General features: G+C 72.4%; 11 protein-coding genes and 1 riboswitch. Of the genes, 4 read left to right on the top strand and 7 right to left on the bottom strand.

The window, feature by feature from the left end; genetic code table 11:
• Positions 1-126: 126 nt before the first annotated feature.
• From ACIRSU_RS07840 to ACIRSU_RS07830, 3 genes are all read right to left on the bottom strand, one after another.
• Positions 127-1011, bottom strand: a complete 885-nt coding sequence (locus tag ACIRSU_RS07840) for a geranyl diphosphate 2-C-methyltransferase (protein WP_403789838.1) — start codon at positions 1009-1011, stop codon at positions 127-129.
• A 35-nt stretch (positions 1012-1046) separates the two neighbouring features.
• Positions 1047-2342, bottom strand: coding sequence for a family 2 encapsulin nanocompartment cargo protein terpene cyclase (locus tag ACIRSU_RS07835; protein WP_403789837.1), 1296 nt, complete (start codon positions 2340-2342; stop codon positions 1047-1049).
• 77 nt (positions 2343-2419) lie between these two features.
• Positions 2420-3832 (bottom strand): family 2B encapsulin nanocompartment shell protein, encoded by a 1413-nt coding sequence (locus ACIRSU_RS07830; protein ID WP_403789836.1) that lies wholly within the window; start codon positions 3830-3832, stop codon positions 2420-2422.
• Positions 3833-4384: 552 nt separating this feature from the next.
• Here ACIRSU_RS07830 and ACIRSU_RS07825 point away from each other — a divergent pair.
• A complete protein-coding gene (locus ACIRSU_RS07825; protein ID WP_403789835.1) occupies positions 4385-5068 on the top strand; it encodes a class I SAM-dependent methyltransferase in 684 nt (227 codons plus the stop codon).
• A gap of 67 nt (positions 5069-5135) precedes the next feature.
• Positions 5136-8477, top strand: a complete 3342-nt coding sequence (locus tag ACIRSU_RS07820) for an ABC transporter substrate-binding protein (protein ID WP_403789834.1) — start codon at positions 5136-5138, stop codon at positions 8475-8477.
• Between the two features lie 123 nt (positions 8478-8600).
• Here the strand turns inward: ACIRSU_RS07820 and ACIRSU_RS07815 are convergent, their stop codons facing one another.
• The 4 genes from ACIRSU_RS07815 to ACIRSU_RS07800 form a co-directional block, all read right to left on the bottom strand.
• On the bottom strand, positions 8601-10448 hold the full coding sequence (locus tag ACIRSU_RS07815; RefSeq protein WP_403789833.1) for an ABC transporter ATP-binding protein: 1848 nt from the start codon (positions 10446-10448) through the stop codon (positions 8601-8603).
• Positions 10449-10550: 102 nt separating this feature from the next.
• Complete coding sequence (locus ACIRSU_RS07810) at positions 10551-11837, bottom strand: cytochrome P450 (protein ID WP_403789832.1); 1287 nt, start codon at positions 11835-11837, stop codon at positions 10551-10553.
• 84 nt (positions 11838-11921) lie between these two features.
• Positions 11922-12551: an RNA 2',3'-cyclic phosphodiesterase gene (thpR, locus tag ACIRSU_RS07805; RefSeq protein ID WP_403789831.1), complete on the bottom strand. Its 630-nt coding sequence runs from the start codon at positions 12549-12551 to the stop codon at positions 11922-11924.
• 69 nt (positions 12552-12620) lie between these two features.
• Positions 12621-13439, bottom strand: a complete 819-nt coding sequence (locus ACIRSU_RS07800; RefSeq protein ID WP_403789830.1) for a transglycosylase SLT domain-containing protein — start codon at positions 13437-13439, stop codon at positions 12621-12623.
• A 4-nt stretch (positions 13440-13443) separates the two neighbouring features.
• A riboswitch (cyclic di-AMP (ydaO/yuaA leader) is annotated at positions 13444-13634 on the bottom strand.
• Between the two features lie 335 nt (positions 13635-13969).
• Between ACIRSU_RS07800 and ACIRSU_RS07795 the strand changes: the two genes are divergently transcribed.
• Entirely contained in the window at positions 13970-14656 is a 687-nt protein-coding gene (locus tag ACIRSU_RS07795) for a UdgX family uracil-DNA binding protein (protein ID WP_403789829.1), read from the top strand.
• 90 nt (positions 14657-14746) lie between these two features.
• Positions 14747-14902 carry a hydrophobic protein gene (locus ACIRSU_RS07790; RefSeq protein ID WP_403789828.1) on the top strand — a complete coding sequence of 52 codons (156 nt, stop codon included), beginning with the start codon at positions 14747-14749 and terminating at the stop codon, positions 14900-14902.
• Positions 14903-14943: the final 41 nt, after the last annotated feature.

The following is a 14943-nucleotide window of genomic DNA, read 5'->3' as shown; positions in this document are numbered from 1 at the left end:
GCCGGCCCCCCCCCCCCGGCCCCCCCCCCGGGGGGGCGCCCCCCCCCCCCCCCCCCCGCCGGGGGGGGGGGGGGGGCCCCCCCGGGGGCCCCCCCCCCCCCCGCCCGGCGTTTCACCCGGCCGCCGTCAGACCCGGTCGGCCGCGATCAGCACGTACTGGAACGAGCCGTCCTTGTACGACTCGATGAACGCCTCCTCGATGCCGGTGACCAGGGAGGACGTGGCCCGCAGCTCCCAGTACGGGAGGGTCTCCGGGGTCAGGTCGATGACGGCCTGGGGGACCAGGCGGTTGTCGGCCATCGCGCGCAGGTACTCGCGGCGGGAGTGGATGTTGCACTCGAAGTGGGCGTTGATCTGCGAGACCCACTTGGAGGGCTGGCCGTACTTCGGGTTCCAGCAGCCGGTGATCGTGACGTAACGGCCGCCGACCGCGAGGATGCGGGAGTGCTCGGCCATCAGGTCGTGCAGGTCGACGTACATGCTGGACTCGTTGTTCCACGAGGCGGCGGCCTGGCCGGTCTCGAAGGGGGTGTCGAGCATGTTGCAGACCCGGGCGTGGACGTGGTCCGCGATGCCCAGCTCCTCGGCGCGCCGGTTGGCGAAGTCGGCCTGCTTGGCGGAGAGGGTGACGCCCTCGACCTTGCAGCCGAAGCGCTGGTGGGCCATGACCATGGAGCCGCCGCGGCCGCAACCGGCGTCGACGAGCGTGTCGTCGTGGCCGATGGGGCCGAGGTGCTCCAGGAGGACGTCGGTCTGCGCCGACTCCAGACGGTGCAGCTCGGCGATCAGCTTCTTCTCGTACTCGCTGTCCTCGGGGGTGCCGAGGGCCGCGTGGTCGACGTCACCGATGCCGTAGTGGTGGTGGTAGAGCCCGTCCACGTCGCCGAGGCGGAGGTTCACGGGCCTGGCCTCGGCGTTCCAGTAGCGGGCGATGTCACCCTGGTACGGCGTCGCCGGCGCGGGGACGAACGTCGAGGTGCCTTCGGCGGTGGTGAACTCGGTGCTGGTCACAGAGAGAAGTCCATTTCTTAATAAAGTCGGGCAGGTTACCAGAAGTCGGGCAGGCTGTATCGGTACGTGTTGGTCATGTGCCAGTAGTGGTTGCCGTCGACCCAGACGGCGACGCCCTTGAGGAAGCGCGCCACGGTCGGTACGGGGCAGGTCGCGGCCAGCTCGGCGGCCTCGGCCTCGAAGGTGCGCATGAGGTCGTTGTGGACCTCGACCGCCTTCAGGTAGGCGTCCTTCTCGGAGACGCCCTCGCGTGCGGCGATCACCACCGGCAGGTTGAGGTGCAGGCCGGGGCTCTTCTGCTCCTTGGTGTAGGAGTAGAGGTCGTTGACGATGGTCGTCGCGTTCCCGGCCAGGGCGATCACCCGCTGCATGGCGGGCATGGCGTGCAGGTCCGCGGGCAGTTCGTAGCCGCCGACGGTGTCCGTGATGGTGGGGCAGGGGCGGAAGTTGTTGAACTGACGCATCGCCAGGTACTCCCACACCTCGGGCACGGTCTCGGTCTCGGCCCACGCGGCCTCGGCGAGGTACCCCATGTGCAGCCGGGCCATGTCGTGCCGGAACCGGTCGGCCTGGGACGGCGTGGCCAGCTGGACGAAGTACTCCATGGCGGAGCGGTAGGCGCGCCGCGGGGCGTCGGAGTACAGGGACTCCGCCCAGGCCGGCGCGTACTCCTTCGTCGTGTGCACCGCGTCGAGCGCGGTGTGCGCGAGCAGCAGCCGGCTGCCGAGGCCGACGGGCGAGCCGCCGTGGTCCTCGCAGTAGCAGTCGTCGACCGCGTTCTCGGCGACCATCAGCCGGGCCGCGGCCATCAGATGGTCGACGGTCGGCGCGTCCGGGTGGCAGGCGACCATGTAGCGCCCGGTGGAGAAGCCGTCGAACTGGTCCTCCCACTCCGGCGGGTAGACCTCGGCCTCGTCGACCGCCCATGCCTTGATGCGCAGGCTGAGCTCCTCGACCCGGGCCGGGTCCGGCTCCGCGACCGGGTGGTAGTAGAGGCCGGGGATCGGGGTGCCTGCCGTCGGGGCGACGGACTCCGGGGCCACGGGCTCCGAGGCGACCGGCTCCGAGGCGACGTGCGCCAGGGCCTCGACGACCTGCACCGGGGCCGGCTCCGCGCGGCGGGCGAGGGAGAGGCTCGACGTGCCCAGACCGCTGGGTCCGTGGAGGATCCACGCCGGCGCCGAACGGGTCGCCGTGGCCGTGGTCGCGGCCACGACCGGGGCCGCGGCCTCCGGCCCGGCCGCCGTCCCGGTGGCGGGAAACAGGGCGGCCGGCGGGCCGGGCAGGGCGGGCAGGCTCGACTGCCCAGGGGAAAGCCCGGTGTCGGGCATCCGTGTCTCCTTGCTGGGATGGATGGGGCCCGGCCCGGACGGGGTCCGGGCCGGATCGGGCCTGCGAACCCCCCGCGCTAGTTGCGGCGGGCGATCTGCACGTTCTCGAGGACGCCGAGCGCGTCGGGGACGAGGACGGCGGCCGAGTAGTAGGTGGTGACCAGGTACGAGATGATCGCCTGCTCGCTGATGTTCATGAAGCGCACGGAGAGGCCGGGCTCGAACTCGTCCGGCAGTCCCGTCTGGCGCAGACCGATGACGCCCTGGTTGTCCTCGCCGGTACGCATGGCGATGATGGAGCTGGTCTGCTCCTTGCTGATCGGGATCTTGTTGCAGGGCAGGATCGGCACGCCGCGCCAGGCCGGGACGGACTGGCCGCCGACGTCGACGTGGTCCGGGTAGAGGCCGCGGGAGTTGAACTCGCGCCCGATCGCGGCGATCGTCCGCGGGTGGGCGAAGAGGAACTTCGTACCGCGGCGGCGGCACAGCAGGTCGTCGAGGTCGTCCGGGGTGGGCGCGCCCGAGTGCGGCTGGATGCGCTGCTTGAAGTCGGCGTTGTGCAGCAGACCGAACTCGGGGTTGTTGATGAGCTCGTGCTCCTGGCGCTCGCGCAGCGCCTCGATGGTGAGCCGGAGCTGTTCCTCGGTCTGGTTCATCGGGCCGTTGTAGAGGTCGGCGACCCGGGTGTGGACCTTGAGGACGGTCTGGGCGACGGAGAGCTCGTACTCGCGCGGGTTGAGCTCGTAGTCGACGAAGGCGCCGGGCAGGGTGGCCTCGCCGACGTGGCCGGCGGACATGGCGATCTCGGCCTCGCCGTGCTTGTTCTGCCGCTGCTCGGGCAGCGCGCTGAACTCCTCGATGTGGGCCCGCAGGCTGGCCGCCTGGCCCTTGACCGCGTCGAAGTCGGCCCGGGAGAGGGTGAGCAGGGTGCCGGGGGTCTCGGCGGTGGCGGTGTAGTCCCACGTGGCGTCGGCGTCCAGGAGGGCGTTCTCGCCGAACCGGTCGCCGTCGGCCAGGGTCGCCACGGAGACCTCGTCGCCGTACTTGCCGACGGAGGTCTGGTTGATCCGGCCGTGCGCGATGAGGTGGATCTGGTCGGCGGCGTTGCCGCGCTCGACGATGACCTCGCCGGCGCGGAAGTCGCGCTGGACGCAGCGGCCGGCGAGGGCGGCGAGCACCTCGTCGTCGTCGAAGCCGCGCAGGAGGGCCAGTTCGCCGAGTTCGCGGGGGATCACCCGGACGGTGGCGCCGTCCTGGACGAACTCGATCACCCCGTCACCCACGGTGTAGCTGAGTCGGCGGTTCACCCGGTAGGCGCCGCCCTTCGTCTCCACCCAGGGGAGCATGCGCAGCAGCCACCGGGAGGTGATCTCCTGCATCTGCGGGGCGGACTTGGTGGTGGTGGCGAGGTTCCGGGCAGCCGCGGTGCTCAGGCTGGACTGCGGCCGGGGCGACTCCAGCTGAGTGTCCGGGCCGGTCTCAACGGTCATGGGGCGAGCGCTCCTTGAAAGAGGAAAAGCGGAAAAACCGACACAATCTCTGGGATTCCCACTCAATCCCTGGGAATCCGTCCAGATCCGGGGGAACAGTAACCGGCCTCGCTCCCCGAGCACGGCGCCAGACCGGGGGCATTACCTCGATGCAGTGATCTTGTGGCGCCCGGGGTTTATTCGCCCGACCTATGACATTCGAGCCATCCGGTCCTACGAGCGCCCGGCGCACGCTCCCTTGACGCGCGCCCCCGCCAACTCATAGGGAAACAGGTCCACATGACGCATCATCAGTGCGAAATGCTCGCGAGCTCCGGGGCATGCCCGACGGCGCGCCCGCCGGCCGGGTGCCTCGGGCGCCGGCGGGTGCGCAGGTTTCCGGCCAGGAACGGGCCGTACGGGGAGGCGGCAGGTGGCGGAGGGCGGCTCAGGCCGAGCCGAAGAACAGCCCGAGGGCCACGTCGCGGTAGTGAGCGCCCGGCCGACATGCGCCGACCCTCCCGTGGGTAGGCGGCCCGGGACCGGGCCGCCAGGCCCACGGGAAGGGGCGACATGAGCGACGAGGGTGCCGGGGAGCGGACGCTGTCGGCGGCGCAGCTGTTCGACGGGCTCGGGGCGGAGTACGAGAAGGCGTTCGGGACGCTGCCCGAGCAGCTGGCGGCGGTCGACTGGCTCACCGCGCGCCTCCCGGCCGGCTCGCGGGTCCTCGACGTCGGCAGCGGCACCGGCCGCCCGGTCGCCGGCCTGCTGGCCCGGGCCGGGCACGAGGTCACCGGCATCGACGTGTCGGGGACGATGGTGGAGCTGGCGCGGCAGCAGGTGCCGGGGGCTCGCTTCGAGCAGTGCGACGTACGGGACTTCGAAGCCCCGGAAGGTTCCTTCGCCGCCGTCTGCGCCTTCTTCCCGCTCCTGATGATGAGCCGCGCGGACGCCGTCGCCGCCCTGCGCCGGATGACGTCCTGGCTCGCCCCCGGCGGCTTCCTCGTGAGCGCCACGGTCCCGGCGGACATCGAGGACCTGGAGATCGTCTGGATGGGCCGGCGGGTCCGCGTCTCCAGTTTCGCGGCCGAGGAGTACGTGCGCCTGCTCCGCGAGGAATGCGGACTGCACGTCGTCCACCAGGCGGTTTCGGTCTTCCGGCCCGACGATCCCGAGGCCGCGCCGGAGGAGCACCTGTTCTGTTACGCGCGCCGCCCCGCCGAGGGCCTCGACGAGAGTGAGGGGACGGGCCGATGAGGCGTCCGGGTCTGGTGTAATCGTCACCGGACGGCCCCCGGAGGTGGGGCCACCGGCGGGGGGAACGTTGGAAGAGCTGACCGCGACCGACCCGAAGCAGGTGGGGCGCTATCGGATCCTCGCGCGCCTCGGCGCGGGCGGCATGGGCCGGGTGTACCTCGGTCGTTCCACCAGCGGCCGGATGGTCGCGGTCAAGGTGGTCCGCGCCGAACTCGCCGAGGACGGCGAATTCCGCCGCCGGTTCGCCCGGGAGGTGGCGGCGGCCCGGCGCGTGACCGGCTTCTTCACCGCGGCCGTCGTCGACGCCGACCCCGAGGGCGACCCCGCCTGGCTCGCCACCGCCTACGTCCCCGGTCTGCCGCTCGACGCGGCGGTCCACGCCCATGGGGCCTGGCCCCGGCGCTCGTTGCTCTACCTGGGCGCCGGTCTGGTCGAGGCCCTGGAGGCGATCCACGGCACCGGGCTCGTCCACCGTGACCTGAAGCCGTCGAACGTGCTGCTCGCGAGCGACGGTCCGCGCGTGATCGACTTCGGCATCTCCCTCGCCACGGAGACGAGCGCCCTCACCCAGACCGGCATGGTGATCGGCACGCCCGGCTACATGTCGCCGGAGCAGGTGACGGGCCGGCAGGTCGGCCCGGCCAGCGACGTCTTCTCGCTCGGCGCGGTCCTCGCATTCGCCGGGACCGGCACACCGCCCTTCGGGATCGGTGCGCCGCACTCGGTGAACTTCCGGGCCGTGTACGAGGATCCGGACCTCTCGGGTCTGCCCGCGGACTCCGACTTCGTCGCCCGCTGCCTCGCCAAGGAGCCGGAACAGCGGCCGACCGTCACCGAGTTGCTGACCGAGTTCGCGCACCTGCTCGGCGAGACGGGCCAGCAGACCTACGGCGCCGGGCTGCCGAAGGAGACCGACTGGTTGCCCGAGCAGGTCGCGGGCGCACTCACCGGCCGGAACGCCGCCGGTGCGGCCGACGCCGGTGCGGGCCACGCCGGTTCGGCCGACGCCGGTGCGGGCCATGCCGGTTCGGCCGACGCCAGGCCGGACGGCAGGGGCGCGGACGACGCCAGGCCGGACGGCAGGGGCGCGGACGACGTCAGGCGGGACGGTACGGGTGCGGACAGCGCCAGGCGGGCCGGTACGGGTGCGGACAGCGCCAGGCGGGCCGGTACGGGTGCGGACAGCGCCGGTCCGGCCGACGCCGGGCCGCACGGCACGGGCGCGGACGGCGCCGGTACGGGCGACGCCGGCCCCGCGGCCGCGCGCGCGTCGGCGACCACTCCCCCGGACCCCCGGGACGCCCTGGCCCAGTGGCCCACGGCCGCCGCGGCCCCCGCCGCGAAGACTCCGGCTCCGGAGGCCCCCGCCCGGCAGATCCCGGCGACCCCGGCTCCCGCCGCACCGGCGGAGATAGCCCCTCCGGTCGCACCGGCGACACCGCCGCCGACCGCGACCCCCGCTCCGGCCGTCGTACCGGTCGCGCCGCCGATGCCGGAGCACGCGCCGCCGCTGCCGAACGGCGACCCTCCGCTCGTCTCCTCCGCCTGGTCGCCCGCCTCGCCGGCCACGTCCACCGCCTCCGCCACCACCGGCGCGGGCCGGACCGGCCGGGCCAAGAGGCGCCGTATCGTGGCGATCGCCGTCGCGGCGGCCCTCGTGGCCGGTGGCGGTGTCACCACGGCCATCCTGATGAACCAGGGCAAGAAGCCGGGGGACGAGAACACGGCGGAGGGCGGCGGTTCGAACTCGTCCGGCTCCAAGGGCTCCGCGAGCGGCTTCGACGCGGCGACCGGCAATGTCGTCAACGCCTCCGCCAAGAAGGGCGGCACGCTCGAACTGAGCAGCGCGTACGACGCCGACTCCTGGGATCCGGGCCGCTCCTACTACGGCTGGGTCTGGAATTTCCAGCGCCTCTACGCCCGTACGCTCCTCACCTACGCCGCCAAGCCGGGCGCGGCGGGCACCGAGCTCGTGCCCGACCTGGCCGAGGCCCCGCCCGAGGTGTCGTTCGACGGCAGGGCGTACAGCATCCGGCTCCGGTCCGGCCTCACCTTCGAGGACGGCACGCCGATCACCGCGCAGGACGTGAAGTACGCGATCGAGCGGAGCTTCGCGCAGGACGTCCTGAGCGGCGGCCCGGTCGACCTGAGGGACGCCCTCGACCAGGGGCAGAACTACCAGGGCCCGTTCAAGGACAGGTCCGCCACCGGGCTCCGTTCCGTCAGCACCCCCGACGAGCGCACGCTCGTCTTCAGGCTCGCGAAGCCCGACTCGCGGTTCCCGTACCTGCTGGCCTCGGGGGTCACGGCCCCGGTGCCGGAGGCTCACGACACCGGCGCCCAGTACGCCGCGAAGCCGGTCTCCTCCGGGCCGTACAGGTTCGCGTCGTACACGCCCGGGCAGTCCCTGGTCCTCGTGCGCAACGACAAGTGGGATCAGGCCACCGACCCGCTGCGCAAGGCGCTGCCGGACCGGATCAAGCTGAACATCACCACGGACGCCGACAGCGTGTCCGCGTCGCTGCTCGACGGCAGGATCGACCTGGACGCGCAGCAGGCCGGCCTGTCGACGGCGGCCACGTCACGGGTGCTGCAGGACACGCGGCTGAAGGCCCATGCGGACGCGCCCTTCAACGGCCGCCTCAACCTGGTCGCGCTCGTGTCTCCCACCGCTCCCTTCGACAACGCGCACTGCCGCAAGGCCGTGCTGTACGCGGCCGACACGACCGCCCTGCAGAACGCCCGCGGCGGCCCCAACTCCGGGGTCCCGCACGGGAACCTGCTGCCCCCGACCGTTCCGGGCGCCGACGCGTACGACCCGTACGGCCTGACCGCCGGAAAGCCGCAGCCCGTCAAGGCGAGGGAGGAGCTGGCGAACTGCGGCCGCCCCAACGGGTTCACCACCAAGATCCTCGTGAAGAGCGGCAGGCCCCAGGACATGGAGACCGCACAGGCGCTGCAGAGCTCGCTCAGGTCCGTGGGCATCACCGTCGAGATCGCGCAGAAGCCCGTCACGGAGTTCTTCGACGTCGCGGGCTCCCCGAGCACCACGAAGAACCAGGGCATCGGCATGGTGCTGACCAACTGGCTCGCCGACGACCCGTTCGGCGCGACCTTCCTCCAGCCCCTCGCCGACAGCCGCCGGATCACCCCGGGCGGCAACAGCAACCTCGCCCAGGTCAACGACCGCGAGATCGATACCCTGTTCGACCAGGCGAAGGCCGCCGCCGACACCGGCAAGGCGAACGGCATCTACCGGCAGATCAACCACAAGCTCACCGACGGCGCCTACTACCTGCCGGTCGCCGCCGGCAAGACGCTGAACTACCGCGGCCCCCGGCTGACCAATGTGTACGTCAACCAGGCGTACGGAATGGTCGACCTCCAGGCCCTCGGCGTCACGTCCTAGCGGGCAGCCGAGGGGAGGCCCTGCTCCGCGTCGAGGTGGGCGAGGACGGCGAGGACACGGCGGCGGGCGTCGGCAGCCCGCTGACGAGCGCCCGCTGACCGGGTGCGGGGGCCGGTGCCGGGCTCAGTGCACGTCGGCCCCCTCCCGGGTGTCGTCGGCTTCGAGGAAGCCGCCGGACTGGTGCTGCCACAGCTTGGCGTAGGCGCCGTCCGCGTCGAGCAGCTCCTGGTGGGTGCCCTGTTCGACGATCCGTCCCCGGTCGAGGACCACGAGCTGGTCCATGCCGGCGACGGTGCTCAGCCGGTGCGCCACCACCAGCGCCGTCCGGCCCTCCATCAGCCGCCACAGCGCGTCCTGGACGAGGATCTCGCTCTCCGAGTCGAGGGCGCTGGTGGCCTCGTCGAGCAGCAGGATCGGCGCGTCGCGCAGGATCGCCCGGGCGAGCGCGACCCGCTGCCGCTGGCCGCCGGAGAGCTTCACGCCGCGCTCGCCCACCATGGTGTCGAAGCCGTCCGGCAGCGCGTCCGCGAACTCGGTGACGTGTGCCGCCTCGGCCGCGCGCCGGATGTCGGCGTCGGTGGCGTCCGGCCGGGCGAAGGCGATGTTCTCCCGCAGGGTGCGGTGGAACATCGCCGGTTCCTGCGGCACGTACGCGATGAGGCCGCGCAGGTCGGACTGGGTCATCCGGCTGATGTCCTGGCCGCCGACGAGGATCCGGCCGGCGTCGACGTCGGTCATCCGCAGCAGCAGCCGGGTGAGCGTGGTCTTGCCGCCGCCGGACCGGCCGACGAGGCCGATCTTCGTTCCGGCGGGCACGTCGAGGTCGAGGCCGTCGAACAGCGGCCTGCCGCCGCCGTGCGCGAAGCGCACCTTCTCGAAGCGCACGTCCCCGGCGCGCGAGCGCAACGGCTCGGGCGACTCCGGGTCGAGCACGGTCGGCGGCTCCAGGAGCAGCTCGGTGAACTGCGCCGCCTCCGTCATCGAGCTCTCCAGACGCCGGTAGATCTGGTTGAACTCGAACATGATGCGGGTCGCGTTGCTGTAGTAGGTGAAGGCGACGACGACGGCCTCGACGCCGTGGTCACCGGCGCCGAGCGCGAGGGCGAGGACCAGGCCGAGGACGTTGGTGAGCACCGACATCGGTGCGACGACCGTGTCGATGCGCAGGTTTCCGTAGTCCCAGGAGCGCAGGGTGACCCGCCGCGCCTCGGCGAGACGGGAGCGGTTCTCGGCTGCCTCGCGCCGCTCGGCGGCGAAGGCCCGTACCGTGTCCATGTTCCCCAGGCTGTCGGCGACATGGCCGGACACCCGGGCGATGGCCGCCTCGCGCCGGGCGACGAGGGCCTGGCGGCGGCGGATCAGCGGGGTCACGCCGAAGGCGGTGACGAGGATCATCACCAACAGGCCGACGACGAGCAGCGGTTCGTACGTCCACAGCACGACGCAGGCGAAGCCGAGCGGCACGAAGCTGCCGAGCACGTTGAAGGTGAGGGTGTCGACGAAGTCCTCGAAGCACTTGCCGAAGCCGATGACCCGCTTGGTGAGCGAGCCGGCGAAGTTGTCGTGGAAGAACGTGGCGTCCTTGGCGAACAGTTCGTCCATTCCGACGACGGTGAGGTGCTCGATGCCGAGCCCGTCGACGCGGTTCAGACAGTGGAGTCCGACGCGCCACAGCGCCTCGGAGAAGAGCAGCACGCCGCCGATGCCGAGGACGTACGGCAGCATGGCGCCGGTCCAGCCCCCGCCTCCCAGGCCACCCGCGCCGCCCGCGCCGCCGTCGGCGATCCGCGCGACGAGCTTGGCGACGATCAGTGGCGCGATGTAGGCGATGCCGATGTTGCCCAGCGCCGGGAGCAGCATCGCGGGCACGGTCATGCGACGGAGCCTGGCCAGCTCACGTCCGTAGTAGCGGAGGGCGAGCAGTACCGGGCCTTTGCCCGGTGTACTGCCGCTCGATTCAGACAATCCCATCACAACCCTGTTTTGTCGGACCGACTGGACAGGGTCCGCAGTGTCCCGCGAGGACAGCCGCGCGGTCCAAGCGTTTTTCTCCGGACGGGCGGGCCGACGCCGCTAACCGGCCAGGACGGCGGGGGTGGGCCCGTCGGGCCGTACGGTGAGGCCGTAGGCGGCGCGTTCGGGGACGGAGCGGAAGCGCGGGGCGTGCGCCGGGAGCAGGAGTTCGAGGAGCGCGACGGACTCGCGGAGGGCGAACTGCAGGCCCAGGCAGGCGCGGGGCCCGACGCCGAACGGGAAGTAGCTTCCGGGGTGGGCGGGGCGGCGGCCCGGGGTGGTGAAGCGCGTGGGGTCGAACTCCTCGGGCTTCTCCCAGAGTTCGGGGTCGCGGTGGGTGAGGTAGGGGCAGACGACGACATCGGTGCCCGCCGCCACCGCGTATCCGTCGAGGACGTCGTCCTCGGCCGCGCAGCGCGGCAGGATCCAGGCCGACGGATAGAACCGCAGGGTCTCGTGGACGAGCGCGGAGGCCGCCTGCTGCCGTTCGGGTGAGCCCTCGGGCCCGGCGGCGAGCGCTCGCTCCCGCTCCTCGGGATGCCGGTCGAGGAGGAGGTGAAGCCAGGTGAGGGTGGTGGCGGTGGTCTCGTGGCCGGCGAGCATCAGGGTGACGAGTTCGTCGCGGATCAGCCGGTCGGTGTACTCCGGACGGGTGTGGCCGGCCTCGACGAGGACGTGCAGGAGTCCCGGCCCGTCGGGGCCCGCGCCGCCGTCGCGGGCGGCGGCGATGGCGCGGTGCGCCACCGCGTCGATCCGCGCCAGCTCGGCGGCGACGGCCTCCCGCGCGGTGGCGCTGTCGGCGGGCAGACTCGGCATCGCGGCCACCACCTCGGGAAGGCTGGCCAGTTCGCGTTCCGTGGCGGCGTCGAGGGCGTGCCCGGTGAGGGAGCGCCAGATGGTGTCCAGGGCGAAGCGCCGCATCTCCTCGCCGAGGTCGAAGACCTCCCCCGCGCGGGCGTACGCGTCCCAGCGCGCCGCGGTCGTCCGGGCTGCCGCGGCGATCCGCTGCTCGTACCGGCGCATCCCGCGCCCGGTGAACTGAGCCTGGAGCATGCGGCGTTGACGCTGCCACGCCTCGCCCGTCGCAGAGAGCACCCCGTCACCGACGAGCAGCCGGGCCCGGTGCGAGCGCTTCACGTACCTGTCGGGGCGCACGGCGAGCACCTGCCGTACCGCCTCGGCGCCGGTCACCACGACGGTGGGCCGCTCCCCGATCCGCACCCCGGCGACACCGCCGTGTGCGTCGCGCGCCTGGGCGAAGAGGTCGACGAGCTCTCCGCCGCCGGCCCGCCACCGCTCGACGGCGGCGGCGTCCAGTTCGGGCACTTCACGCGGGGCTGCGGCCACGGGCTGCTCCTGGTTCGGCGGGACGGGTGCATCACGCACTGTAGGAGAGTGGCCACGCGGGGCGACACCCCCTCTTTCAGCCCGTCAGGGCTGCTCGGCGGGCTCGCCGAGAGGCCAGGACTCGATGTCGCGGTAGCGGATGGGCGCGGGACCGCGGCCGAAGTCGCTGCCGACGAGGTGCAGGCGTTCGGTGCGCCAGGGGCGGCCGGTGAAGCCGGCGAGACCGGCGGCGACGGCGGCCACGGAGGCCGTGTCGCCGCGGCGGGCCCGGGCCAGGGTGAGGTGCGGGCGCAGCGGGCGGTCCTCGAAGGGGATGCCGCAGGCCTTCACGAGGGCGCGGACGTCCGAGGCGAGCAGGTGCAGCCCTTCGAGGTCGCCGGCGATGCCGCTCCACAGCACCCGCTCGTCGAAGTGGCCGCCGCCGCGCAGCGCGAGCTCCAGGGGCCGGCGGGCGGCGGCGAGCTCCGCGAGCGGCTGCCGCAGCGGCGGGACGGCCGCGGCGGGGAGCTCGCCGAGGAAGGCCAGGGTGATGTGCCAGTCCTCGATGCGGTTCTGCCTCAGGGTCGGGTACGCCTCATAGGCGGGCCGCAGCTCGCGGGCCAGCTCGTCCTTCGCTTCGTCGGGCGGCGCCAGGGCGATGAACACCCGGACGGTCGCGCTCCGGGAGTCCTGGGGTTCCTGGGGCTCCTGCGGCCCCTGAGGTTGATCCTTCACGCAGGACTTCGTACCTCTTTTCGTACCGCCCGGTCCATTCGGGGGCCGGGCGGCACGGAAGAGAAGGGCTCAGTAGGCGCCGAAGACGTTGTCGATGGAGCCGTACTTGGCGGCGGCGTAGTTGCAGGCCGCGGTGATGTTGGCGACCGGGTCGTAGATGTCGTCGGAGGTGCCGGCCACGTGGTACGCCTGGAAGGTGGGGTCGATCACCTGGAGCAGGCCCTTGGACGGGGTGCCGGCGACGGCGTTGGAGTCCCAGTTGTTGATGGCCTGCGGGTTGCCCGAGGACTCGCGCATGATGTTGCGGTAGATGCCGTCGTAGCTGCCGGGGATGCCGTTGCGGGCCATGACGTCGAGGGCCTCGCGGATCCATCCGTCGAGGTTGTTCGCGTACGTGCCGGAGGTGCCGGTCGTGGCGGCCGCGGCCGGGGCCGGGGCGGATGCCTGGACCGCGGTGGCCGTGCCCGCCTCGCTCGCGCCGGCGCCGGTGAGGCGCGGGGCCGTCGGGGCCTGCTTCGACGTCGGGTCGACGGTCAGCTTCAGACCGGGCCGGATGAGCCGGGGGTCGTGGCCGATGGCCCGGCGGTTGTCCTGGTAGAGCTTCTTCCAGCCGCCCCTGACCGCGTACTTCTCGGCGATGCCGGAAAGCGAGTCACCGACGACGACGGAATACCGGACCGGACCGGCCTGCACGGCCTTCCGTACGGCCGTCTGCGTCACGGCCTTTTCGACTGCGACGGTCTGTGCCGCGTGCGGCTCGGCCGCCACGGCGCTCGACGCCCCGGCCAGCGGCACGGCGAGTGCGGCGCTGCCGGTGAGGCCGGCGACGGCGAGGGAGCGAGCGAGCGGGGTGCGCTTGGGGCGTCGGTGCTTCCCGTGTCCACGCATGGCGAATTCCTCTCCTCCGCCTGCGAGGTGAGCTGTCGGGTTCGGGCAGGAGATGCCCGGCCGCGGCGCGCACGGCTTCACCCCGAGCCGGCCCGGAATCCCGGGACCGGCGGCAAACCTGGGTCCCCCGCTCCTGCCGGACGAGTGTGGTGAGTGCGGTGACCGGGCGGTGGCAGGATTCGGCGTTTCCGTCCGGTTGCGGCGTGACCGTATGCGAAAACAAACGGCGAAAACAAGACGGAATTAGCGGCCCGAAAATGACCTTTACCGGAAACACAAAAGGATCATTCCGCTTACCTGGACCCGATTCCCCAACCCTTTACGGAAAGTACGGACTTGACGCCGCGCCAGCATCGGGCGGGCCGGTTCGAGCGTGACCCGAATCACCCGCGCCACCCTCGCCCCGCCTTATCTACTAAATGCACTCATGGGGCCACTCATCCGCATTTCTCTATTTGAAGAGAATGGGTGATTATCGTCCGATTTGCCCAGTGCGATTCGGGGTAGCCGCGACTCCGGGAGGTACTGCCATGAACGGCACCCATGACGACGGCGCCGGCCCCGGCCCCGAGGCGTACGACGCCACCCCCTTCCTGCCGGCGCGCGGCGGCATGCCCGCGCACCGGCGGGCCGCGGCGGACTGCCGGGGCTGTCCGCTGTTCGAGAACACGACCGGGACGGTCTTCGGGCGCGGCGACGCGCACGCGCGGCTGATGCTGGTCGGCGAGCAGCCCGGCGACCAGGAGGACCGGGAGGGCGAGGCGTTCGTCGGGCCGGCGGGCCGGCTGCTGTCACGGGCGCTGCGCGACGCGGGCATCGACGAGGACGAGGTGTACCTCACGAACGCGGTCAAGCACTTCAAGTTCACCCAGGACGAGACCCGCAAGCGCCGCATCCACAAGGCGCCGAGCCTGCGCGAGACCCTCGCCTGCCGCCCCTGGCTGCTCGCCGAGCTCCGGCTGGTCTCGCCCGAGCTCGTGGTCACGCTGGGCGCGACGGCGGGCCGCGCGCTGCTCGGCCCGTCGTTCCGGGTCGGCACCGACCGGGGCGTACCGCGTCCGCTGCCGGACGAGGGGAACGGCGCCGGGAACGGGGAGCTGCGGGTGCTCGCGACCGTCCATCCGTCGGCCGTCCTGCGGGCGGGGGGCGGCGGGGACCGCGAGGAGCTGTACGCGGGTCTGGTCGCCGACCTGCGGACCGCCGCCGACGCCCTGTGACCGCGGGGGAGGTTGAAGGGGTTACGGACACCGAGGGCGGGTAGCCGCGCAGCCAAGCGCTACCGAACGTGTCATCGAAGGAGGCGCGTCATGATCGCCCTGCTCCTCGTCCTTCTGCTTCTGCTCGTGCTCTTCGGCGTCGGATTCACCGCCCACGTGCTGTGGTGGATCGCCCTGGCCGTGCTCGTCATCTGGCTGCTGGGCTTCCTGGTGCGCGGCTCGGGCAACCGCTGGTACCGCTGGTGAGGCGGCACCACCGGATGTCCCCCTGCCGAGCGCGTGAGGAG

This window comes from Streptomyces sp. NPDC101160, assembly GCF_044768205.1.
GTDB lineage: Bacteria > Actinomycetota > Actinomycetes > Streptomycetales > Streptomycetaceae > Streptomyces.
Note: the sequence above shows the minus strand (reverse complement) of the source record. Positions and strands in the feature narration are given on the sequence as shown.